This is a genomic window from Dyella sp. 2RAB6 (assembly GCF_052115385.1).
Taxonomy (GTDB): Bacteria; Pseudomonadota; Gammaproteobacteria; order Xanthomonadales; family Rhodanobacteraceae; genus Dyella_D.
Genome location: NZ_JBFRGP010000018.1, coordinates 37,223 through 59,523 on the forward strand (window position 1 = coordinate 37,223; position 22,301 = coordinate 59,523).

The following is a 22,301-nucleotide window of genomic DNA, read 5'->3' on the forward strand; positions in this document are numbered from 1 at the left end:
AACCCCAACGATGCGATGCGTTTGAACGTGATGATGTTGGGGTTCGCCTTCGGCTCACCCCAACCTACGTCACTTGGTGGGATACGGCTGCGACGCCGGCGTCGCCCCCGGCGCCTGCCGCAGCGGTGCCAGCGATTCGAACTTCTGCTGGTACTCGTCGGTGATCTGCTTGGCTTCCTCGCTGCTGCCGATCACCTTCGGGGTGATCAGCACGATCAGCTCGGTGCGCGTGCGGTTGCGGTTGGTCGAACCGAACAGGCGGCCCAGCACCGGGATGCGGTTGAGGCCGGGGATGCCGGTGTCGGTGGTGCCGTCCTGCTGCGAGATCAGGCCGCCCAGCAGCACCGTCTGGCCGCTCTGCACCGCCACCTGGGTGCCCATCGAACGCTGCGAGATGGTCGGGTTGGACGCGCCGGCCGGATAGGTCGGCGAGCTGACCTGCTGCTGCACGTTGAGGTAGACCAGGCCGCCCGGATTCACGCGCGGCTGCACGTTGAGGATCACGCCGGTGTTGAGGTAGTTGACCTGGTTGTAGGTCGCCGTGCCCACGCCGGGGTTCACGCTGGTCTGGTTGATCGGCACCTGGTCGCCGACCTGGATCTGCGCGACCTGGTTGTTGAGCACCACCAGCGAAGGCGCCGACAGCGTCTTGGTGTTGCCATTGGTCTCCAGCGCGCGCACCGCCACCTGCAGGTTGTGATTGATGAAGGAATAGAAGAACCCGTCGCCGGGCGAGGTGGCGGTGCCGGGGTTGTAGGCGGTGCCGCCCTGGCCCAGGCCCCACTGCTGCTGGTTGCCCGGCTGGCCCGGCGTGTAGGTGCCGTTGCCGTTGTTGGTGCCGCCGATCAGGCCTTCCAGGTACCACTGCACGCCGAACTGGAACTGGCCGCTGAGCTTCACTTCCAGGATGCGCGTTTCGATCTGCACCTGCAGCGGCGTGTTGTCCAGCCGCTTGATCGCCGATTCGATCTCCGACCACTGCGAAGGCCGCGCGCGCACCAGCAGCTGGTTGTTCGCATCCACCGAGCTGATGCGCACGCTGCCGTCCTCGGAGCTGAACTGCTGCGGTGCCTGGTTGGTGCCGCTGCCGTTCTGCTGCGAGCCGAAGGTGCTGCCGATCGACGCGCCCGGGCCACCGAAGCCACCGGTCTTGCTGCTGTCGCCGCCGTTGAAGCCGGCGCCGGAATTGATGCCGCTGTTGATACCGCTGTTCAAGCCGCCGCCGCCGAGCCCGCCACTGCCGCCCAGGCCGCCACCGGTGGTGCTGCTGCCGAAGCTGCCGGCGGTGCTGCCCATGCCGCTGCTCGAACCGTAGGCGTTGTCGCTGTTGCCCAGCGTGCCGGAGTTGAGGCCCGGGCCGACGCGCCCGCCGGAACTGCCGCCGCCGTTGCCGCTGGCGTAGATCTGCGCCAGGTACTGGGCCAGGTCCGACGCCTTGATATTGCGCACGTCGTAGACGAACAGCTGCGGCTCGTTGCCGCCGCCGCGGTCGATCTTCTCGATCCACTGCCCCACTTCCTGCAGGTAGTTCGGCTGCGTGCTGATCACCACCAGCGCATTGGTGCGCTCGATCGGGATGAAGCGCAGCATGCCGGCCAGCGGCGTGTCGCCCTTGGCGCCGAACATGCCGTCCAGCTTGGGCATCAGCTCGGCCACGCTGGCGCGCTGCAGGTTGAACACGCCGACCGACATGCCGCGCAGCCAGTCCACGTCGAAGGTGCTGATGGTGCGCTGGTAGTTGGCCAGCTCCTGCGGCGAGCCGGCCAGCACGATCAGGTTGCGCGAAGGATCCGCCAGCAGGATCGCTTCCGCCCGCGCGAACGGCTTGATCAGCTTCTGCATCTCGTTGGCCGAGATGTAGCGCAGCGGGAACAGCCGCGCCTGCATGCCGGCGGCCGGCGCGGTGGCGCCCAGGCTCGGCACCAGGTTGCCGGCCACGGCTTCCTTGGCCGGCACCACCACGTAGCCGCCGTTGCGCTTGATCAGCGCATTGCCGGTCCACGACAGCAGGGTCTCCAGGATCGGCATCGCCTGGCTGGAATCCACCGGCTCGGCGGTGGCGAACGAGATATTGCCCTGCACGCCCGGCGCGATGGTGTAGTTCTGCTTGAGCAGGTCGCCCAGGATCGCCTTCACCACCGCCTGCACCGGCTGGTTCTCGAAGTTGAAGGTGACCGCGCCATCGCCGCTGGCCGGCGTGCGCGGCGTGGCCAGCGCCGAGGGCTTGATGAAGTTGCCGCTGCCTTCGCTGATCTGCGGCGCGATCGACTTGTTGTCGGCCGGACCGACGCCGCTGTTCAACGGCTGCTGCTGCGGCGCGGGCTTTTCGGTGCCGGCCATCGCTTCGCGCTGCAACGCGCCGTCATCCTTGGGCGGTGGCATGGAGGAACAACCGGCCATCCAGACGGCCAGTGCGAGGGTGCCGATGCGGCACGCCGGCTTGTTGAAGTAAGGGGACATGGATCAGTGTGCTCCTTCAGGATTGCCGGCTTGCTGCTGTTGCTGCTCGACGCGACGCTTCTGGATGGCGGCCTTGAGCTGGCGGATGCGTTCGGCCTGCAGCGAGCTTTCGGCTTGCTGCGGACGGGCTTCGTTGCTGTTGTTGTCGGGCGGCGGCTGCGGCGCGATGCCGGCCCCCACCCGCTGCATGGCGCCGGGCGGTACCGCGATCGGGCCGGTCATATTGCCGGGCTGCGGCGGTTGCGGCGGCTGGCCGTCGGCCTTGGGCGCGTCGATCGGCGCACCGGCGGGCAGTTCCAGTTCGGTGCGGCCGCTGCCGGATTCGAACACCGCCGAACGCGGTTTCACTTCCACCAGCTTCCAGCTGCCGTCCGGCAGCGCGGCGCCTTCGGCCACGCGCACGTCGGCGTCCTGGCCGCGCGCATGCAGCAGAGCCATGTGCAGCTTGGAGGTGAGGATGATGCCGGTCAGCTGCATCTCGCCCAGGCTGGCGCCGCCCTTGGCCGCGCGCGTGACCGGCTTGCGGTCGGGATTGAACACCGGCTGCTGCCACACGATGCCGAACTGCTCCAGCGGCAACGGCCGGGGCTGGTCGGCGGCGCTGTCGTGCATGTCCGGCAGGGCTTCGGTGGGGCGCGGCGGATTCCAGTGCACGCCGCGGCCGACGCCGGCCAGCAGCACCACCAGCAGCAGAGCGAGTACGGCGGCGACGGTGCCGAGCACCGGAGTCAGGCGACGCTGCGCGGCGGCGTTCATGCGTCGTCCTCCCCGCCCGGCTGCGGCGGCGTGGCCGGCGAGGCGGGTGCGCCCGGATTGGCCTGGCGCACGTAGCCGCACAGCGTGAACTGCACTTCCAGCGGCGGCGCGCTGTTGTTCTGCTGCGCGGCGACCGGGTTGCGGTAGACGCTCATCTCGTTGACGAACAGGTACGGCGTGCCCTGCTCCAGGTCGTGCAGTACCGCGGCCAGCGGCTGCATGTCGCAGCGCAGGCTGATGCTCACCGCGACCTTGCGATACGGCTCGTCGTGCGTGGCCGGGTTCGGCACCGGCATCTTCTGCGTCACTTCGCAGCTGCCGCCTTCGGCATGCGCGGCGACCACGTCGACCACGCGCTGCATCATGCCCGCCGCGGCCGCGTTGGGATCGTCCTCCGGCAGGAACGCACTGCTGGTCGCCTGGCCCTGGCCGAGCGCGGCGATGCGCTTGTCCAGCTGCGGCTTCTCGGCGATGGCGGCGGCAAAGCGCGATTGGGTGTCGCGCAGGTCGGCCATCTGCGCGTTGACGTCCAGCATCGGCGCCACGAACCACCAGTGCAGCAGCGCGAAATAGCCGATCACCAGGGTGACCAGCAACAGCAGGATCGCCGCGATGCGGCTGTCGCGAGGCTTCATCGCGGCCAGCTTCACGGCTGTTCTCCACTGCTGGCGGCAGCACCCGGGGCGCCCTGCCGGGCCGGCTTGGGCGGGATCTTCTTGCGCAGCTGCGCGACCATGTAGAAGCGTTCCTTGCCGGTCTGTGGGTCGGCCTGGATGGTGCCCTGGAAATTGGGATTGGCGATGACAGTGGAGTCCTTCAGCGCATCGATCAGGCGCGCCGCCTGCGGACTCTGGCCCTGGAAACCGACCTGGCCGGTGTTGTCGATGCTCAGGCGCTCCAGCCATGCGGTCATCGGCAGGCGCTGGCTGAGATCCTGCAGCACCGACAGCGCAGAAGAACTGTTCTTCTTGCGGTAGGCCAGGAAGCCGGCGGCACCGGCGATGTCCTGCAGCTGCTGGCGCAGCGCGCCGACTTTCTGCGCTTCGCCGCGCATGGTCTCCACCTGCGCCTGCATCTGCTCCAGCGCATCGCGCCGGTTGTGCAGCCACTCGCCCAGCACCAGGCCGAACAGCACCACGCTCGCGGCGATCAGCGCGAGGTTGAGCCGCTGGCGCGGCCGCGTGCGGCGCGGCGCCTGTTCCGGCGGCAGCAGGTTGACGCCGCAGCGGCCGGCGTCGACGCCCATGTCCACCGCGTCCACCGCGATGCCGAGCTGGCCGAGCCGGCCCAGCAGCGGATCGAGCGTGGCGCGCGGCACCGCCACCAGTTCGGCGGCGATGCGGCCGGCCGGCGCGGGCGTGTTCAGTTCGCGGATGTCGTAGCGCACCTGTTCGGGGCGGAACGGCGTCTGCCGGTCCATCTCGAACGCGCCGACCTGGCGCAGCGTGTCGCGCGCGGCGGCGGGCAACAATAGAGGCCTGCGCAGCACCTGCGCGGCGGGCAGGCATAGCGCCAGTCGCAAGTCCTCGCGATCGACCCCGCGCAGGCCGTCGGCCAGCGCGGCCTGCTGGGCGGAGGCATCGAGTTCGTCGCTCCATTGCGCCAGCGGCGCGGTCGAGCCGTCGCGGCGCAGCCGCCAGTCGGCGTCGGCGCGCTCCAGCAGGTGCCAGGCCGCGCCGCCGCCGAAGCGCGCGCGCAGGCCTGCCGGCAGCAGTGCGGCAAGTTCGCCGCCCCACCAGGCAAAGAACCGCGGCAAGGGCGAAGCCCGCCATGCGCGGCGCACCTGTTCGAGCTGCGGTCGCAGCGAGCTCGTCATGCTCATTCCCCGTCTCCCTCCTGCCAGCGAAGCACCGCGTACGGTTGCGCTCCGGCCCTGGCTCCCTGCAGCCGCACCGTGGCACGCAGTATCGCGCGCGTGCCGTCCGGTAGCGTTGCCTCCGAACGAATACTATGCGTCACGCCCTGACTGCCGCCTAGGCCCTGCTGCGTGCCGGTTTGCTGTCTTGCGGCATACGCCGCGTTCGCCTGGTCCGGCGTCATGCCGGGAATGGCCTGCATGGCCAGCGCCGGCGCGTAGTTCGGATCGGGCGCATTGCGGCCCGACCAGATCGTGATCTGCGAGGCGATCTTGCGATACAGCGCGGGATCCATGCCCAACACCATCTGCGTTTCCTCAAGGCTGGCGAACGGACCGTGGCGAGGGCCGTAGTCGCGGCCGGCGGCAACGTAGGCCGCGTTGTTGTTCAGATCCCCGGGGTTGCCGAAGCTGCGCCATTCGACCACGCGCGTGGCCAGTTCGTTCGCCGGGCCGTCGTTCATGCCGGCGGCGCGGAACAAGGCCTTGAGCACCTCGGGCGAGGCGGCGTTGAAATCGACCTTGCCGGTTTCGTCGACCACGCGGATGCCGACCTTGGCATCCTCGTACTGGAATGGATATTCGCGCCCGTCCGGAATCCAGCGGCGGTCCGGCGACGGCGTGAGCAGGGCGTAGATCGCGCGGTTCACCCCGGCTTCGGCGGCGTAATGCGCGCGCAGCTGCGCGAACTGGTAGCGCGCCTGCAGGCCTTCGTTGCGCGCCAGCAGCGCATAGCCGCCGAGCACGATCGCCAGCAGGGTGCAGGCCCACAGCACCACCAGCAGCGCGACGCCGCGCTGGCTTGTGCCCCTCGAAGGCATGCGCTGCAAGCTGACACGGAGCTTGCTCATCGCGCCACCGGCTGGCGGCGCAGTCCGCGCAGCAGGTCCATCTGCTGGCCGGCGGTGGCATCGATGCGCAGCGGCGCATCCAGGCGCGGCCAGTCGTGCAGGCCGTCGAGCTTCAGTTCCACGCGCACCACGCGCGGCAGCAGGCGCGGGTCCGGCCAGGTCGCCTGCCAGCTGCCGGGCTGGTCGGGCAGGTCCGGCGTGCGATAGCTGAAATGGCCGTCGCGCACGTCGTCCATCAGCACCTCCGGCTCGCCCAGCGGCTTGGGCGCGCTGCCGTCGGGCGGCAACAGCGCGAAGCGCACTTCCAGCCGTGAGCCGCCCTTGTCGTTGGACACCAGTTTCCACTCCTGCAACTGCGGCCCCAGCTTGCCCAGATAGCCCGGCAGCGGTGCGACGAAGCGCATGCTCTGCGCATCGCCGGTGAAATAGATACTGTCTCCGTTCTGATCGCGCCCCTGCGGCACCGCCGCAATCTGCACCAGCTCCTGGCGCATGAACTGCTGCGCCGAGCGCAACCGGTCCAGCCGCTCCACCGCCAGCGTGCCGGAACGCACGCTGCGGGTGGCAGTGCGCACGCCGGAATAGACGCCGAGCAGCAGCAAGGCCAGCAAGGCCAGCGCGCCGAGCACTTCGAGCAGGCTGAAGCCACGCTGCCTGGACATCACTGCGGACCGTTCGGCGGCATCGTCAAACGCAGCGTGCTGAAGTGCGCGCTGCGCTCGCTGCGGCCCTGGCCCCACAGCACGTCCAGATCGAGCTTGGTCAGCGCCAGCGCCGAGAGCTGCTGCTGCGGATCGACGTCGACCGGCGTCCACGGCGTCACCGTCAGGCGCCAGCGGTACTGCTGGTTGAAACGGCCTTCGGTGTGGCCGGGTTTCAACGGCCCTTCCGCGTCGACGGTGTCGAGCAGGCTGTGCGCCCACAGCGCGGCGCGGGTGTAGTCGGCCGCATTGTTGGTGAGTTCGATCGAGCCGCCGGTCACCCGCATCAGCGCGGTGAACGCGATCGCCAGCAGCAGGATCGCGGCGATCACTTCCAGGAGGCTGAAGCCCCCGGCGCGTTTCGCGGCCCGGGGTTTCACGTCGTCACCACACTCACCGCGCCGGTCAGCCACGACACGTTGACCTGCCACTTGCGCTGTTCGCGCTGCAGGGTGATGTGGCCGCCGGTGGAGCTGCCATCCGGAAAGAAGCGGATGCGCCCGGTGCTGCTGTCGGGCTGGTCTTCCTTGGCGCTGGTGATCGAGAGCTTCATGCCCGAGGGCAGACGCACGTCGCGATGATCGGCGCCCTTATAGGTGTTCTTGCGGATGTCGACGTCGAACACCTGCTCCTTGCCGGTGACGATCGCCTGCGCGCGGGTGGCGCGCAGCGACGCGGCCATCTCCACGCTGGCGGCGTTGACGCGCGCGCTGGCCAGGCCCTGCGACACCGAGACGGAAACCGCCGCCGCCGCGATCCCGATCAGCAGGATCACGGCGAGCATCTCCAGCAGGGTGAAGCCGCGCGCGCGCCGGGAACGGGGTGCGGGTAACGCTGAACGGGGCGCGGCGGCAGAGCATCGCACTGCCGTTTCCCGTTCACCGTTCCGCGTGTCCCGTTCCCCTTTCATCGCTTACTGCCAGTTGCCCACGTCGGCGTTGTAGCCGTCGCCGCCGGGCTGGCCGTCCTGGCCGTAGAAGACCAGGTCGAAGTTGCCGTGTTCGCCCGGATACTTGTAGCCGAAGGCATGGCCCCACGGATCCTTGAGCTCGGATTCCTTCGCATACGGACCCTGCCAGTTGCGCGCATTGCCGGGCTTGGCGATCAGGTCCTGCAGCTGCTGCGGCGGCGAGCCGTTGTCCAGCGCGTAGTTCTCGACCTTCTGGCTGAGCGTGGTGAGCTGCGCCTTGCCGGCGCCGTACTTGCCCTTGTCCACGTTCTTGCCGACCTGGGTCACCACCACCGCGCCGATGATGCCGATCAGCACAATCACGGCGAGCATTTCCAGCAGGGTGAAGCCGCGGGCGCGCATGCCGTGCAGGGCCAGGGTCCTGCGTTGCCCGCGCCCGAAGGCCGGGGCCCGCTTCATCAAATGAGCCATTGCGTTATCTCCGTTCTTTCGTCACTGAATATTGCTGGTCAGACTGAGCAGCGGGAGCAGGATCGCCGCCATGATGATGGCCACCAGGACGGTCATCACGATGGTCAGCGCCGGCACCAGCGCGGCGAGCAGGCGGTCGATCGCGCGCTTGCTCTCCAGTTCGAAAGTGTCGGCCACCTTCAGCAGCATCGTGTCGAGCTGGCCGGCCTCCTCGCCCACCTGCACCATCTGCAGGGCCAGCCGCGGGAAGCGCTGCGACTGGGCCAGCGCCAGGCTGAGACCCGCGCCGCCCTTCACTTGTTCCGCAGCCTGCGCCAGGGCCTCGTCCAGGGCCCGGTTGGAGGTGACCTGGCGGGCGATGGTCAGGGCCGACAGCAGCGGCACGCCGTTCTTGACCAGGGTGCCCAGGGTGCGGGCGATGCGGGCGGTCTCGACCTTCAGCAGCAGCGGGCCGATCATCCGCCGCTGCAGCAGCCGGCCATGCCAGGCCAGGCGGTAATCGGGATCGCGCATGCGCGTGCGCCACACGAAGATGCCGCCGCCGATCAGCAGCGCCAGCAGCCACCACCACGACTGGATCAGGTTGCCCAGCGCCAGCACCGCCTGGGTGATCAGCGGGATCGGCACCTGCATGTCCTCGAAGATCGGCACGAACTGCGGCACCACGTAGGCCAGCAGCAGCACCAGCGAGCCGAGCACGCCGACCATCAGGAAAGCCGGATAGATCAGCGCGTTGACGATGCTGCCGCGCAATTGCTGGCTGCGTTCGAGGTAATCGGCCAGGCGGCGCAAGGTGTCTTCCAGCGAACCGCCGGCTTCGCCGGCGCGCACCAGGCTGATGTAAAGCTTGGGAAACACCCCGTGTTCTTCGTCGAAGGCCTGCGACAGCGTGGTGCCGCCGCGCACGCGGTCGCGCACCCGCTCGATCAGCTTCCTGGCGCGCTCGCCCTCGGGCAGGTCCAGCAGGATGCCCAGCGCGCGGTCCAGCGGCTGGCCGGCGCCGAGCAGGGTGGCCAGCTGGTGGGTGAACTGCGCCAGCTGGTCGCCGGTGAACGGCCCGCGCTTGAACAATCCGCCGAAGCTGCCGCTGCTGCCCGCCTCGTTGGCCGGGCGTGCTTCCAGCGGCGTATGGCCCTGGTCCTGCAGGCGCGCGATCACCTCGTCGACGCTGGCCGCTTCCATTTCGCCGTGCAGGATGTCGCCGGTGTCGCTGACGGCGCGGTAGTGGAACTGGCTCATGGGGTGCTGTCGGTGGCGCGGGAAACGCACCTTAGGCGGGGCGCATGAAATAACGGCGACAACCGAAGCTGCGCCGATGCCTTACTCCCTGGCGCCGATGCCCCGCCCTCACCCATCCTGCGTGACACGCAACACCTCCTCGAGCGTGGTGATGCCCGCCACGGCCTTGGCGATGCCGTCCTCGTACATGGTGCGCATGCCTTCGGCGCGCGCCTGGCGCTCGATCTGGCCGGCGTCGGCGCGCTGCATCACCAGGCGGCGCAGCGGGTCGGTCATCACCAGGAATTCCATGATCGCGCGGCGGCCGCGGTAGCCGGTGGGATTGGCCGTGCTGCTGCCGGGCTTCCACAGGCGGATCGGACGCTCGTCGGTGTACTTGTGCAGCTCGAACTGCTCGATCACCTCGGGCAGCGCCTCGTAGGCCGTCGCGGTTTCCGGATCCAGCCGGCGCACCAGGCGCTGGGCCAGGATGCCGTTGACGGTGGAGCCGAGCAGATAGTCTTCAACGCCCATGTCGAGCAAACGCGTGATGCCGCCCGCCGCGCTGTTGGTGTGCAGGGTGGACAGCACCAGGTGACCGGTGAGCGCGGACTGGATGGCGATGCGGCAGGTTTCCAGATCGCGCATTTCGCCGATCATGATCACGTCCGGGTCCTGGCGCACGATCGAGCGCAGGGCGCCGGAGAAGTCCAGCCCGATCTGCGGCTTCACCTGGATCTGGTTGATGCCTTCGATCTGGTATTCGACCGGATCCTCGACGGTGATGATCTTCACGTCCGGCGTATTGATCTTGGCCAGCGCGGTGTACAGCGTGGTGGTCTTGCCCGAGCCGGTGGGGCCGGTGACCAGCAGGATGCCGTGCGGGCGTTCCAGCACGTCGACGAAGCGCTGCTGGAATGCGGAGGTGAAACCGAGGGTGGAGAAGTCGAACACCACCGATTCGCGGTCGAGGATACGCATCACCACCGACTCGCCGAAGCTGGTCGGCACGGTGGACACGCGCAGGTCCAGCTCCTTGCCCTGCACGCGCAGCTGGATGCGGCCGTCCTGCGGCAGGCGGCGTTCGGCGATATTGAGCTTGGCCATGATCTTGACGCGCGAGATCACCGCGGCGGTGGAGCTGGACGGCGGCGCTTCCACTTCGTGCAGCACGCCGTCGATGCGGTAGCGCACTTTCAGGCGGTTCTCGAACGGCTCGATATGCACGTCCGAGGCGCGCTGTTCCACCGCGCGCTGCAAGATCAGGTTGACCAGGCGGATGACCGGCGCTTCGGAGGCGAGGTCGCGCAGGTGCTCGACGTCGTCCTCCACCGCGGCGCCGCCGTCGAGGTTCTCCACGATGGTGCCCATGGCGGAGCGGCCGGAGCCGTAATAACGCTCGATCAGGTCGTCGATTTCCGAACGCAGGCCGATCCGCAAGGTCACCGGCCGCCCGGCGGCCAGTTCCACCGCCTGCAGCGGATACGCGTCGGCCGGATCGGACACCAGCAAGGCCACGCCCTCTTCGCCGTCGCGCACCGGCACCACGTGGTGCAGCTTCAGGAAGCGCGCGGACAGCTCCAGTTCCGCCGGCGGCAGCTCGGGCGCCTCGCGCGCGGCCAGCAGCGGCGTATGCAGCAATTCGGACCAGGCTTCGGCCAGGTCACGCTCGGAGACCAGGCCCAGGCGGGCCATCAGCGCCGTCAGCGTGCCCTCGGGCGACTCCTCGTGCAGCCGCCGCGCGCGCGTCAGATCGCTGTCCTTCAGCCGCCCCCGCGCCACCAGCAGGTCGCATACCGCGGCTTCGCGGTTGCTCTCTGCGGCTCCATCGCCGGGCGCCGGCTTGGCCACTGCCGACATCACACACCCCACATCTCAAGTCCAGGTCGCGCCCGCGATGCTCCATGCATCGCCCCTGCCGGGCGAGTGAAGCGCCATTGTTAACACAACCATCGTGGCAGTGGCGAGCATGCTCCCGCGGCAGTGAGATGTCGTAAGAAAAAGGCAAAAATATCTGTCTTAATCGGACGATTGAGCAGCATGGCGCAGGATCCGGGCGCCACCCGGACCCTGCGCCACGCCTTTCTCCTTATCCCTTAGAGGCCTATGCCCAGGCCCACGCCCCCGGCCGTTTCGCCGCCGCCGGTGATCGCCGTGCCCAGGGTCAGCCTGGCCCGCGTCGAAAGCTGCCGCGAAAAACCGACCGACAACGCCGCCTGGCTGCGATAGCCGCCCACCGCCACACCCAGGCTGTTGCCGTCGAAGCCCTGCGTGCTGGAAGACATCAGCGACATCGCCACGCCGATCGCGCCAACCCGGTTGATGCGGGTATCGAGCGTATTGAACTGATCGTCGACGCGGCGGCGCAGGTCATCCAGCTCGCTGCGGCTGGCAAAACTGCTGAGTTTCTGGTCGGTGTAGACCTTGGCTTGAGTCAGCGTCTGGCGATCGCCGGCGTCGGCGTAGCTTTTGGCGGTGCTCAGCGCTTCCTGCACCTGGGCGCTGCTGGCGGCATCGGGCGCCGGTGTGGCGGGAGCCACCGGCTGGCTCAGTGCCGCGATGCGGCCGCTCAGATCGCCCAGGCCCGCGTAGATGCTGGTTACCGAGCCGTCGAGTACGCCGAGGGCACTGCGGAACTGGCCAAGATTCACCGCATCGGTGGCCTCGGTGCCGGCCGCCACCTGGGTGATCTGGCGTTCGGCGCCGAGCTTTCCCACCGCCACCGTATTCGCCCGCGTGGCCTCCGAGCCGGCACCCAGGGCGACGCTGTTGGCCGCATTCACATAGCTGTTCGCACCCAGGGCCACGCTCTCCTGCCCGCTCGCCACCGCGCCATGACCGGCGGCAAGCGACGACGCGCCGCTTGCCGTCGTCAGCGCACCCAAGGCCGTGCCGAATTGCGCGGAAGCTTCCGCGCCCAGGCCATAGGACGAAGCGCCCCACGCACCCGCCTTGGTGCTGGCCCCCACCGCCGTACCGCCGGTGCCTGCGCTGGTCGCCGCCGTATCGATCGGCTTGCCCTGTTCGTCCCCCACGATGGCTCCGCCCGTTTCGTCCACCGCACGGCCACCGATCGCCACGCTCGAGGCGCCGGTAGCTTGCGCGTTCGCGCCGAATGCCGTGCTGTGCAGGCCCGATGCCAGCGCACCGTAGCCCGCTGCCGTCGCGTAATGGGCATTGGTGTTCGCGCCGCTGCCGAACGCCGAGGCGCCGATGCCGAATGCATTGGCGTTGGCACCCAGCGCGGTGCCGTTCGCATCGTTGGCGAAGCTGCGGTAGCCCAGCGCCACGCTTTCGGCGGCGTTGGCAATACTGCTGGAACCGAGCGCGATGGCAGCGCGGTCGAGCGCCGCGCTGCCGGCGCCCACGGCGGTGCTGTCCGCCTTGTCGGCGAGCGCGTTCTCGCCCAGCGCGGTGGCGTTATCGCCATTGGCCGCCGCGCCGTTGCCGTTGGTGGTCGTGCCGGTCGGCGCCGTCTGTGCCGCGGCTTCGCCGATACCGCACAGCGCCATGCAGGCCGCCAGTACCGAAGCGTGCAAACCGCTGGACGGCCTGCGCGAGGTCGTCGTGTAGAACTTGTTCATCGGATATCACTCCCAGAGGTCGGATCGCCGCCGCGCTCACATGCCGTAACTGGCCTGTACGCTGACGTTGGCATAGGGCTTCACGCCCACCAGCTTGATGAAGTACGCACCCGCGGCCGGACGCGCGACGGACACGCTTTCGTTATTGCCCGCGTGGACCGAGCGGTAGCTGTAGCTGGACGCGGTCGGCTCGTTGCCCACCCGCACTACGAGCGATACGTCGCCGCTGCCGCCGAAGCTGCGGATGTTCAGCGTGCGCGCGCCAGGTGGTACGTCCAGCAGATAGAGCCGCTCGCTGCCGGCCACCCCGGACTGCGCCGGCAACGCCGCGCTGCTATCGAATTCGAAGAACACCCGATCGCCGCTGCCGCCCTGGCGCCAGCCGCTGTATTGCCGGGCCACTTCCGCATTGCTCAAGCAGAGATTGAGGCTGGCGATCTGCGCGGCGCTCAACAGTTTGGCGCGGACCAGTGCGGACGCATGGGCGCGGATGGCCTGCGCGTAATCGCCCTCGTTGGCGGAGCTTGCGGCGAGCATTTTCGCCGTCGCCGCCAGGTTGGCACCGACGATCACGCCGCCGCGTACCCATGTCGGTACGCCGGTATCGCACAGGCCCAGCAACTGGCCGCCGGCACGGAGGCGCCAGCCTTCGTCCTGGAACAGCGATGGCGTCAGGTCCAGGTCGAGATGGCCCTGCAGGTCCGGGCTTTCCTGCCACTCCATCAGCGCGTTCGGCGACAAGCGGACATCGAAGTGGGAGAAAGACGAGCCCACCCGCAACGTGGTGGGCGCATACAGCAGCACGTTGCCGGACAGATCGGTGCCGGTCGGCAAGCGGGTCATCGCCATGCTCAAACCATCGGGATGGGCCTTCAGCGCCTGGCCGGCGTCCTGCGCTATCTTTACCAGCGGTATCGTGATCGGATCGCCGGCCTCTCCAGTGGGAGGCAGCACCGGCGTGGTGTCGTCCGGCTGGTCGACCACGACGAGCGCGGTCGCCCCCGCCGCCTGGGCGAAGCGCGCTTTCATCGCGTAGTTGCAGCCGCCGCGGTCGACCATGGCGATGCGCCCCTTCACCGCCGCGGCGTTGTCGAATGCCGCGCAGGCTTGCGCATTGGCGCCGCTCTCCGCCCGCGCCACCGTGCCTTTGAAATTGGCCGGATTCGGCTGCGGACCGAACGGTGCCCAGCCGTATCCGTATTCTCCCGCCACGGCAGCGGGCGCCGTGACCAGCAGCGCATGGCGCGGACTCAGCGCGAGCGGAGCATCGGCGCGCACGTGCGGCCCGGTGTGGACGAGGTGGCCGTCGTTCATCGCCGAACTCATGCGCTCGGCGTAGGGCATGTCGTACCAGCGCTTGCGCTTGGCGTTGTCGTAGACATAAAGCGAATAGATGTCCGGGATGCCCTTCCCGTCCTCGCCCGTGAAGAACGGCGCACCGGTGGTCAGGTCGTTGAAGCCGGAGAAGCCCAGGCCATGCGATATCTCATGCAGCACGACGTTGAGGAAGTTGGACTGGCTTGCCGGGGTGTTGCCGTCCAGGCCGAAGTACCACTGCGTGCCCTCCAGGCACCCGGGCGTGCCCATGGCGCCATTGAAGCTCGCTTTGATGTCGGCCCTTGCCGGATCCGCATCTACGCCGGCCAGCGCATTGAAAAGGGCGATGTGATACATCACGCCGACCCTGGCCTCAGGTGGGTTGCCGCTCCCCGGGGTAAACCACGCCACATTGCTGGGACCCGCCGAGCCGAGCGTACCGCCCGTCGCGGTACAGGCCAGCTTCTGGAACGAGGCATCGACCACGATCGGCGTCCGGCTCTTGAGCACCGAACCCCATAGCGAGGCCGCGAACTCGAACACGATGCGCGCCTGCTCGCCGCGGGTCTTGCCAGGATTGCCGCCCACCGGCGCCGCCGGCGCGTGATCGTCCAGGCCGGTGCCGGAACCGGTGTCCAGGTTGTTGAGGTGTACCTCGGCCGATGCCGCAACGTCGGCACAGCTCGCCAGGCCGACCGCCAGCGCGGCAAGCCACGCCTTGCGGCGGCTCATGGCGCGGTCTCCTGCGCGGTCGCCGCGGTGTCGTCCGCGTGTTGCACGCTGTACTTGCCGTCGAGGCCACGTTTGGCGACCAACTGGCTCTGCAGTCGTTCGGGCACTTCCGCCACCTTGGCTTCGACCCCGTTGGCGAGGCGCACCGTGCGCCAATGAAGGTGCGTGTCGGAGTTCTCATGCGGAACCGCCGAGCGCCCCTGTATCGCCTGTTCCTTCTGCATGGCCCGCGACAGCTGGGCCAGTTCCTCCGCGGTGGGCTCGCGGATCTGGCCGGTCACCGGATCGCGGAAGGTGACCTGCGCATCCGGCGCCGGTGCGGCCGGATGCTGCTGCGCCATCGCCGTGGCGGCGAAGAAGGTCATCAGCGCCAGGGTCATCGCATGCATGCCTTGCTTGTTATTCAACTGCCTGTACTCCTTATCGATGAGGGGCTTTCGAACAGCCGCACTCGCCCACCGATGACGGCGCCATCGGGGTGGTCGGGGGAACGGTTGGAGGCTTCAGGCTACCGTTGCGGTATTCGGCCGCCTGGGGGAACAGAACGCTCGATGTCCACACCGGACCGCAGCCGGGTGGCCGCCTTATTATTGGCAGCGAAATGCTGAAACGGCTTCACCATTCGCTGACATTCGGACAATTCTCAATGAAACTGGACGAACAAGAAAAAAAGGCCGGCGCATAGAGCACCGGCCTTCGGTTAAAACAGGTTGTAGCGTCAGTCAAGGACTACGCAATATCCCGCGGCTCGACTACACGGCGTTACCAGCCGACGCCCAGACCGACGCCACCCGAGCTTTCCCCGCCACCCGCCACCGCCGCACCGAATGTCAGATTCGCCCGCGGCGACAACTGCCTGGAATAACCCACCGACAAGGCAGCCTGCCCGCGGTAGCCGCCGACACCCACACCGACGCGATTCTCGGTATTGATGCCCTGCGTGCTGAAGGACATCTGCGCCATCGCGGTGCCCATCGCACCGACCCGGCTCACCCGCGTGTTGACCGAACGGAACTGTCCGTCGACCTGTTCACGCAGCGCGCTCAGATCGCTGCTGCTGGCGAAGCTGCCCAGCTTCTGGTCGGTGTAGGCCTTGGCCTGGGTCAGTGTCTGCCGGTCGCCGGTGTCGGCGTAGCTCTTGGCAGTGGTCAGCGCTTCCTGCACCTGGCCGAGATTGGCCGCGTCGGTCGCCTGCGTGCCGGCGGCGACGTTGACGATCTGCCGCTGCGTCGTGGCATTGCCCACCGACACGGTGTTCGCGCGATCCGCCACCGCGCCCTGGCCCAGCGCCACCGCGCCGGCAGCGCTCGCGCTGGCACCCTGGCCCAGCGCGGTCGCCGAGGCGGCCGAGGCGTTGGCGCTTTCGCCGACCGCCACCGCGTTGGTGGCGACCGCGGCGATGGTCGCGTTCGCGCCCACTGCCGTGCTGCCATCCGCATTGACCTTGGCATTGCCACCGATCGCGGTGTCGTTCGGGCCGGCGGCATAGCTGTCGCTGCCGATCGCCGTGCCGTGATCGCCGCCGGCAGCGGCGCCGGCACCGAGCGCCACGCCCTTGGAGCCGGTCGCGACGCTGGCCGGACCCGAGCCGTCCACGGCGAGGCGGCCGCCGAAGCTGCCGTCGCCGGTGGTGACGCGCTGGTCCAGCGCGGTGAGGCGGTTGTTCAGATCACCGATGCCGGCGTAGATGTTGCTCACCGAGCCGTTGAGCGCGCCGATCGCATCGAACACGCTGGTGTAGCTGCCGCCCTGCACGCCGAAGGTGCCGGCGACCAGCGCACCATCGCCATCGACGTCGGCGTTGCCGCCGATCAGGCGCAGCACATCCCGTACCTGGCCGACGGTGACCGCATCGTTGCGCCGCGCACCGGCCTTGAGGTTGGACAGGCGGGTGCCGTTCGCACCGGCCAAGGTTGCCTGGCTCTTGTCGGCCGCGTCGTACATCAGCGCATTGCCGACGCTTGCGCCGATCGCACCTTGCAGCTGCGCGACGTTCACTGCGTCCGTGGATTGCGTGCCGGCCGCGACATTGGCGATCTGGCGTTCCGCACCGGCCTTGCCGACCGAGACGGTGTTCGCCCGCGTCGCCTGCGAGCCCGCGCCCAACGCCACGCTCGACGCCGCACTGGCCGTGGCGCCGTAGCCGATCGCCGCGGATTGCGCGCCACTTGCGGTGGACAAGGTGCCCAGCGCCGTGCCCAGCGAACCCGACGCTTCCGCACCCAGGCCAAACGCCGAAGCACCGAGCGCACTCGCCTTCGCGCTGGCGCCGACCGCGGTGCCGCCGACGCCCGCGCTGGTTGCCGCCGTGGTGATCGGTTGGCCGTTCGCATCGGTCAGCAAGGCCGCACCATCTTCGTCGACTGCATTGCCGCCGACGGCCACGCTGCCGGCACCGGCCGCTTGCGCGCCCGCGCCAAACGCAGAGCTGTTCTTGCCGGAAGCCACCGCGCCGTAACCTGCCGCCGTCGCATAGTCCGCATTGGTGTTGGCACCGCTGCCGAACGCCGACGCACCGATGCCGAAGGCGTTGGCATTGGCACCCACCGCCGTGCCGTTCGCATCGTTGGCAAAGCTGCGATAGCCCACCGCCACGCTTTCCGTGCCATTGGCGATGCTGCTCGCGCCGGAGGCCACGCCATGCACGCCGAACGCGGCGGCATCGTCGCTGCCGTCCTTGGCGCCGTCGGCGGTGAAGTAATGGTTCGACGCGGTGCCCTGCACGGCCGTGTCGAGCTGCTGCTTGTTCACCGCATCGGTGGCTTGAGTACCTGCCGCCAGGTTGGCGATCTGCCGTTCCGCACCGGCCTTGCCGACCGAGACCGTGTTCGCTCGCGTCGCCTGTGCGCCGGCACCGAGCGCCACGCTCGACGCGGTGCTGGCCGCGGCGCCGTAACCGATCGCCACGGATTGCGCGCCGCTGGCGCTCGCCAACGTACCCAGCGCCGTACCCAGCGAACCGGAAGCTTCCGCACCCAGGCCGAATGCCGAAGCACCGAGCGCACTCGCCTTCGCGCTTGCGCCCACCGCCGTGCCGCCGACACCCGCGCTGGTCGCCGCGATGGTGATCGGCTGGCCGTTCGCATCGTTCAACAGAGCGGCGCCGTCTTCGTCCACGGCGTTGCCGCCTACGGCCACGCTGCCCGCACCTGCCGCCTGCGCACCGGCGCCGAAAGCGGCGCTGTTCAAGCCGGAAGCGACCGCGCCATAGCCCGCGGCCGTCGCATAATTGGCATTGGTGTTGGCGCCGCTGCCGAACGCGGACGCACCGATGCCGAACGCGTTGGCATTCGCACCCACCGCCGTGCCATTCGCATCGTTGGCGAAGCTGCGATAGCCAACCGCCACGCTCTCCGTGCCGTTGGCGATGCTGCTCGCACCGGAAGCCACGCTGTGCACGCCGAACGCGGCGGCATCGTCGCTGCCGTCCTTCGCGCCATCGGCGGTGAAGTAGTGACTTGCCACCGTGCCCTGCACCGCCGTGTCGAGCTGCTGCTTGTTCACCGCATCGGTGGCCTGCGTGCCAGCCGCCACGTTGGCGATCTGCCGCTCCGCACCGGCCTTGCCGACCGAGACGGTGTTCGCCCGTGTCGCCTGCGAGCCGGCGCCCAGCGCCACGCTCGATGCGGCGGTGGCCGCTGAGCCATATCCGATCGCCACCGATTGCGCGCCGCTCGCGCCTGCCAATGTGCCCAGCGCCGTACCCAGCGAACCCGAGGCTTCCGCGCCCAGGCCAAACGCCGACGCACCGAGCGCACTCGCCTTCGCGCTGGCGCCCACTGCCGTACCGCCCACGCCTGCGCTGGTTGCCGCCGCGGTGATCGGCTGACCGCTCGCATCGGTCAGCAAGGCCGCACCGTCTTCGTCGACCGCATTGCCGCCGATCGCGACGCTGCCGGCACCGGCCGACTGCGCGCCCGCACCGAAGGCGGCGCTGTTCTTGCCGGAAGCGACCGCGCCGTAGCCTGCCGCCGTCGCATAGTCCGCATTGGTATTGGCGCCGCTGCCGAACGCCGACGCGCCGATACCGAACGCGTTGGCATTGGCACCCACCGCCGTGCCGTTCGCATCGTTGGCAAAGCTGCGATACCCAACCGCCACGCTTTCCGTGCCATTGGCGATGCTGCTCGCACCCTGCGCGGTCGCGCCGATGCCGAAGGCTGCGCTGCCCGCGCCGATGGCTGTGCTGTCCTGCGCATCGGCGAGCGCGTTCTCGCCCACCGCGGTGCTGCGCTCGCCGTTGGCGGCGGCGCCGGTGCCGGCGGTGGTCGTGCTCTGCGCCATCGCGCCGCTCGCGGCAGCGAGCGCCATGCAGGCGGCCAGGGGTGCCGCCAGCACCGAGGCGCGCAGGCGCCTGGATGCGCCGCGCCTGCCGCAGGTGCTGGCCAACTCGCTGGCCACCACCAACGCGCCGAGCGATGCATTCCACACCTTGCTGTAAATCTTGTTCACGAGTGGCACTCCCTGATGTCGTTCGGGCCATGGCGCGCGGCGGCGCTTGTGCGCGCCGCGGCCCTTGCCGCTGAAGCGTTCGCCGAGCGAGGCCATGGCGGCGTCGCTCGCTTGCGTTCCCATGGAAAACGGCATCGCGGGCACCGTCGGCGCCCGCGATGCCGGACCGCCATTACAGGCTGTAGCTGGCCTGCACGCTCACCCCGGCGTAGGCCTTGTCGCCCGCCACCTTGATGAAATACGTGCCTGCCGCGGGCCGTGCGGCCACCACCGTTTCGCTGTTGCCGACGTGCACCGAGCGGTAGTCGTTGCTGGCCGCGGTCGGCTCGCCACCGGCCTTCACGTACAGCGACACATCGCCCGAACCGCCGAAGGTGCGGATGTTCAGCGTGCGCGCATTGGCCGGAACGACCAGGGTGTAGATGCGCTCGCTGCCCGCCGCGCCGGCCTGTCCGGTCAGCGTCTGGCTATTGGCCATGTCCACCACCGCCGGGCTGCCGGTGCCGCCCTGGCGCCAGTTGTCGTACTGCTTGGCGATTTCCGCATCGCTCAGGCAGACGTTGAGGCTGCTCGCCTGCGGCGCGGTGAGCAGGCCGTCGGTGGCGAGCTTGGCCGCGTGCGCGCGGATCGCCGCCGCGTAATCGCCTACGGTGGCCGCGGCCTTCGCCAGCTTCTTCGCCTCGGCGGAGATGTTGGCGCCGACGATCACACCGCCCGGCACCCAGGCCGGCACGCCGGTGTCGCAAGTGCGCAGCAGCTGGCTGCCGCCGTTGACGCGCCAGCCTTCGTCGATGAACAGCGACGGCGTCAGGTCCACGTCGATATGGCCCTTCAGGTCCGCGCTTTCGGCGTATTCCATCAGCGCATTCGGCGAGAGGCGCGTGTCGAAGTGCGAGAACGACGAGCCCACGACCAGGGTCTTGGGCGCGTAGATCTGCACGTTGCCCGCCGCATCCATGCCGGCCGGCACCGTGTTCATGGCGATGGTCAGGCCGGCCAGGTTGGCCTTCAGCGCGATGCCGGAGTTTTGCGAGATCGCGATCACCGGGATATTGATCGGCGCACCGCCGTCGCCCACCGGCGTGATCAGGTCGTTGCCGGCCTGGTTGTTGGCGATGATCATGCCGGTGGCGCCCGCCGCCTCGGCATTGCGTGCCTTCACCGCGAAGCCGCAGGTGCCGCGATCGACCAGGGCCAGATGGCCGGCCACGTCGGCGGCGTTGTCGAACGCCGCGCAGCCTTCGGCGTTGGCGCCGGTGGCGGCGCGCACCACGGTACCGCTGAAATTGGCCACGCTGGCCGCCGGCCCGAACTGCGCCTGGCCGTACAGATATTCGCCGGCCACTGCCTGCGGCGCGCTCACCATCAGCGCGGCGCGCGTACCCAGCGCCAGCGGCGCATCGGCTTTCACCTTGGCGCCGGTGAACACCAGGTGGCCATCGTTCAAGGCGGAGGTGACGCGCTCGGCGTCGGACATGTCATACCACTTGCTGCCCTTGCCGTTGTCGTAGACGAAGCTGGAATAGATGTCCGGACGCGCCACGCCGTCGTTGCCCAGCAGCGGCTTGCCGGTGGTGAGGTTGTTGAAGCCGGAGAAGCCCAGGCCGTGCGCCATCTCGTGCAGCATCACGTTGAGGAAGTTGGACTGGCCGGCCGGCGCATTGCCGTCCAGGCCGAAGTACCACTGCATGCCCTCGAGGCAACCGGGCGTACCCATCGCGCCGTTGAACTGCATCTGCACGTCGGCGGTGGTGGGATTGGTGTCTTCGCCGACCAGGGTGTTGGCCAGCGCGATGTGATACCAGGTGTCGGCCTTGGCGCCGGCCGGCAGGTTGGTGGCACTGAAGGCGGTGATCGACAGCGCGCGCGACGAGCCCAGCGTGCCGCTGGTGGCGGTGCAGGCGAGCTTCTGGAAAGTGGCGTTGATGTCGATCGGCACGCCGCTCTTGAGCACGGCGCTCCACAGCGAGGCGGCATAGTCGAACGCGATGCGCGCCTGCTCGCCGCGGGTCACGCCCGGATTGCCGCCGACCGGCGCGACCGGCGTCGGATCGTCCAGGCCTTTGCCGGTGCCGGCGTCGAGATTGATGATGCGGATATCCGCCGCGGCCGCCGCACTGGCGAGGCCGAGCAGGCCGGTGGCCAGCAAGGCCTTGAGCAAGGTATTGCGGGCGATCATTGCGACACCTCCTGCGCAGCGGCAGGTGTTTGATCGCCGGCGTGGTGCACGTGGTACTTGCCGTCGGCGCCGCGTTCGGCGACGACCGAGGTTTCCAGGCTTTGCGGCACGTCCATCACGGTGACTTCCAGTCCCGTGCTCAGGCGCACCTTGCGCATGGTGGCGCGCGCGTCCGCTTCGGTCAGCGGGCCGGTGGACGGCTGCGCGGCGGCTTCCTGCGCGGCGATGCGCGACAGCTCCGCCAGCTCGGCCTCGGTCGGCGCACGCGTGCGGCCGGTGGCCGGATCGCGGAACGTCACCTGCTGGTTCTGCGTGGACGCCGGCGCGGCCGTGCGTCCCTCCCCCGCCATGCTGGCCGTGGCGAACACCGCCATCAGCAGCAGGCCCATGGCCTGGATCTTTCCCGTGCTTTCCATCTGTACTCCTCCCATAGGCGGCGGAACCGTCGGCCGGTTCCGCGAACAACAGCGCAGGCAGCGGTTGCCGGCGCCGACTTTTTTTGATGGCCGCACGCATACGCCCGGCCTGCGGTGTCGGTGTGAGCGAGGGGTTTCGAGCGGCCGCACGCGTCCGCCGAGGGCTGGCGCCTTCGCTGCGTGGTGGTCGAACGAATAGCCGTCCGCGGCTACCGTGGAAGGCAGCCGTGGCTCAGGACGAAAGGCTTAGCGCGTGCGTAATCGCCATCGGCCGTGATGGCCGGAATTCAGACGAAGCATCCCCAAGGCCGCCAGCGGCCCTTGCACATGTGCCATGTGTTTTCCCCTCGATAGCGTTGCGCTTCGATCGGACAAGTGCACATGGCCCCCGCCATGCTT

Annotated in this window: 16 protein-coding genes and 3 pseudogenes; all 19 read right to left on the reverse strand. The window is 68.9% G+C overall.

Annotated features, from left to right (window positions below; translation table 11 throughout):
• Positions 1–69: 69 nt before the first annotated feature.
• Positions 70–2,460 (reverse strand): type II secretion system secretin GspD, encoded by a 2,391-nt coding sequence (gene gspD / locus AB4083_RS19145; protein ID WP_441610041.1) that lies wholly within the window; start codon positions 2,458–2,460, stop codon positions 70–72.
• A gap of 3 nt (positions 2,461–2,463) precedes the next feature.
• A complete protein-coding gene (locus AB4083_RS19150; RefSeq protein ID WP_441610043.1) occupies positions 2,464–3,216 on the reverse strand; it encodes a hypothetical protein in 753 nt (250 codons plus the stop codon).
• Positions 3,213–3,866, reverse strand: coding sequence for a type II secretion system protein GspM (gene gspM, locus AB4083_RS19155; protein WP_441610045.1), 654 nt, complete (start codon positions 3,864–3,866; stop codon positions 3,213–3,215). Before gspM ends, AB4083_RS19150 begins: the two co-directional genes overlap by 4 nt.
• Positions 3,863–5,038 (reverse strand): PilN domain-containing protein, encoded by a 1,176-nt coding sequence (locus AB4083_RS19160; protein WP_441610047.1) that lies wholly within the window; start codon positions 5,036–5,038, stop codon positions 3,863–3,865. The genes gspM and AB4083_RS19160 overlap by 4 nt, the downstream gene beginning before the upstream one ends.
• Complete coding sequence (locus tag AB4083_RS19165) at positions 5,035–5,922, reverse strand: general secretion pathway protein GspK (RefSeq protein ID WP_441610048.1); 888 nt, start codon at positions 5,920–5,922, stop codon at positions 5,035–5,037. Before AB4083_RS19165 ends, AB4083_RS19160 begins: the two co-directional genes overlap by 4 nt.
• The gene (locus AB4083_RS19170; RefSeq protein WP_441610049.1) at positions 5,919–6,584 is read right to left on the reverse strand and encodes a prepilin-type N-terminal cleavage/methylation domain-containing protein; all 666 of its coding nucleotides are present in this window, start codon (positions 6,582–6,584) and stop codon (positions 5,919–5,921) included. Before AB4083_RS19170 ends, AB4083_RS19165 begins: the two co-directional genes overlap by 4 nt.
• Positions 6,584–7,003 carry a prepilin-type N-terminal cleavage/methylation domain-containing protein gene (locus AB4083_RS19175; RefSeq protein ID WP_441610051.1) on the reverse strand — a complete coding sequence of 140 codons (420 nt, stop codon included), beginning with the start codon at positions 7,001–7,003 and terminating at the stop codon, positions 6,584–6,586. Before AB4083_RS19175 ends, AB4083_RS19170 begins: the two co-directional genes overlap by 1 nt.
• Entirely contained in the window at positions 7,000–7,488 is a 489-nt protein-coding gene (locus AB4083_RS19180; protein WP_441610053.1) for a GspH/FimT family pseudopilin, read from the reverse strand. Before AB4083_RS19180 ends, AB4083_RS19175 begins: the two co-directional genes overlap by 4 nt.
• Before the next feature lie 48 nt (positions 7,489–7,536).
• Positions 7,537–7,935 carry a type II secretion system major pseudopilin GspG gene (gene gspG, locus AB4083_RS19185; RefSeq protein ID WP_441610080.1) on the reverse strand — a complete coding sequence of 133 codons (399 nt, stop codon included), beginning with the start codon at positions 7,933–7,935 and terminating at the stop codon, positions 7,537–7,539.
• Positions 7,936–8,025: 90 nt separating this feature from the next.
• On the reverse strand, positions 8,026–9,243 hold the full coding sequence (gene gspF, locus AB4083_RS19190) for a type II secretion system inner membrane protein GspF (RefSeq protein WP_441610055.1): 1,218 nt from the start codon (positions 9,241–9,243) through the stop codon (positions 8,026–8,028).
• 108 nt (positions 9,244–9,351) lie between these two features.
• On the reverse strand, positions 9,352–11,082 hold the full coding sequence (gene gspE, locus AB4083_RS19195; RefSeq protein WP_441610057.1) for a type II secretion system ATPase GspE: 1,731 nt from the start codon (positions 11,080–11,082) through the stop codon (positions 9,352–9,354).
• A gap of 236 nt (positions 11,083–11,318) precedes the next feature.
• Positions 11,319–11,516 carry a YadA-like family protein gene (locus AB4083_RS19200; protein ID WP_441610082.1) on the reverse strand — a complete coding sequence of 66 codons (198 nt, stop codon included), beginning with the start codon at positions 11,514–11,516 and terminating at the stop codon, positions 11,319–11,321.
• A 339-nt stretch (positions 11,517–11,855) separates the two neighbouring features.
• A pseudogene (locus tag AB4083_RS19205) lies at positions 11,856–12,053 on the reverse strand (trimeric autotransporter actin-nucleating factor BimA); the annotation flags it as partial.
• A gap of 240 nt (positions 12,054–12,293) precedes the next feature.
• A pseudogene (locus AB4083_RS19210) lies at positions 12,294–12,806 on the reverse strand (hypothetical protein); the annotation flags it as partial.
• A gap of 36 nt (positions 12,807–12,842) precedes the next feature.
• Complete coding sequence (locus AB4083_RS19215) at positions 12,843–14,855, reverse strand: PA domain-containing protein (protein ID WP_441610059.1); 2,013 nt, start codon at positions 14,853–14,855, stop codon at positions 12,843–12,845.
• Positions 14,852–15,262, reverse strand: coding sequence for a post-PEP-CTERM-1 domain-containing protein (locus AB4083_RS19220; RefSeq protein ID WP_441610061.1), 411 nt, complete (start codon positions 15,260–15,262; stop codon positions 14,852–14,854). Before AB4083_RS19220 ends, AB4083_RS19215 begins: the two co-directional genes overlap by 4 nt.
• Positions 15,263–15,617: 355 nt before the next feature.
• Positions 15,618–19,292 (reverse strand): annotated as a pseudogene (locus AB4083_RS19225) (ESPR-type extended signal peptide-containing protein); the annotation flags it as partial.
• A gap of 187 nt (positions 19,293–19,479) precedes the next feature.
• The gene (locus AB4083_RS19230; RefSeq protein ID WP_441610062.1) at positions 19,480–21,486 is read right to left on the reverse strand and encodes a PA domain-containing protein; all 2,007 of its coding nucleotides are present in this window, start codon (positions 21,484–21,486) and stop codon (positions 19,480–19,482) included.
• Positions 21,483–21,902, reverse strand: a complete 420-nt coding sequence (locus AB4083_RS19235) for a post-PEP-CTERM-1 domain-containing protein (protein WP_441610064.1) — start codon at positions 21,900–21,902, stop codon at positions 21,483–21,485. The genes AB4083_RS19230 and AB4083_RS19235 overlap by 4 nt, the downstream gene beginning before the upstream one ends.
• Between the last annotated feature and the right edge of the window lie 399 nt (positions 21,903–22,301).

What these genes read in the sequence shown, in the direction of transcription:
- AB4083_RS19215 (WP_441610059.1), bottom strand. Translation starts at nt 14,855, where the DNA reads ATGAGCCGCCGCAAGGCGTGGCTTGCCGCGCTGGCGGTCGGCCTGGCG.
- AB4083_RS19150 (WP_441610043.1), bottom strand. Translation starts at nt 3,216, where the DNA reads ATGAACGCCGCCGCGCAGCGTCGCCTGACTCCGGTGCTCGGCACCGTC.
- gspF (WP_441610055.1), bottom strand. Translation starts at nt 9,243, where the DNA reads ATGAGCCAGTTCCACTACCGCGCCGTCAGCGACACCGGCGACATCCTG.
- AB4083_RS19165 (WP_441610048.1), bottom strand. Translation starts at nt 5,922, where the DNA reads ATGAGCAAGCTCCGTGTCAGCTTGCAGCGCATGCCTTCGAGGGGCACA.
- gspE (WP_441610057.1), bottom strand. Translation starts at nt 11,082, where the DNA reads ATGTCGGCAGTGGCCAAGCCGGCGCCCGGCGATGGAGCCGCAGAGAGC.
- AB4083_RS19200 (WP_441610082.1), bottom strand. Translation starts at nt 11,516, where the DNA reads ATGTCGCTGATGTCTTCCAGCACGCAGGGCTTCGACGGCAACAGCCTG.
- AB4083_RS19160 (WP_441610047.1), bottom strand. Translation starts at nt 5,038, where the DNA reads ATGAGCATGACGAGCTCGCTGCGACCGCAGCTCGAACAGGTGCGCCGC.
- AB4083_RS19230 (WP_441610062.1), bottom strand. Translation starts at nt 21,486, where the DNA reads ATGATCGCCCGCAATACCTTGCTCAAGGCCTTGCTGGCCACCGGCCTG.
- AB4083_RS19235 (WP_441610064.1), bottom strand. Translation starts at nt 21,902, where the DNA reads ATGGAAAGCACGGGAAAGATCCAGGCCATGGGCCTGCTGCTGATGGCG.
- AB4083_RS19170 (WP_441610049.1), bottom strand. Translation starts at nt 6,584, where the DNA reads ATGTCCAGGCAGCGTGGCTTCAGCCTGCTCGAAGTGCTCGGCGCGCTG.
- gspG (WP_441610080.1), bottom strand. Translation starts at nt 7,935, where the DNA reads ATGCGCGCCCGCGGCTTCACCCTGCTGGAAATGCTCGCCGTGATTGTG.
- gspD (WP_441610041.1), bottom strand. Translation starts at nt 2,460, where the DNA reads ATGTCCCCTTACTTCAACAAGCCGGCGTGCCGCATCGGCACCCTCGCA.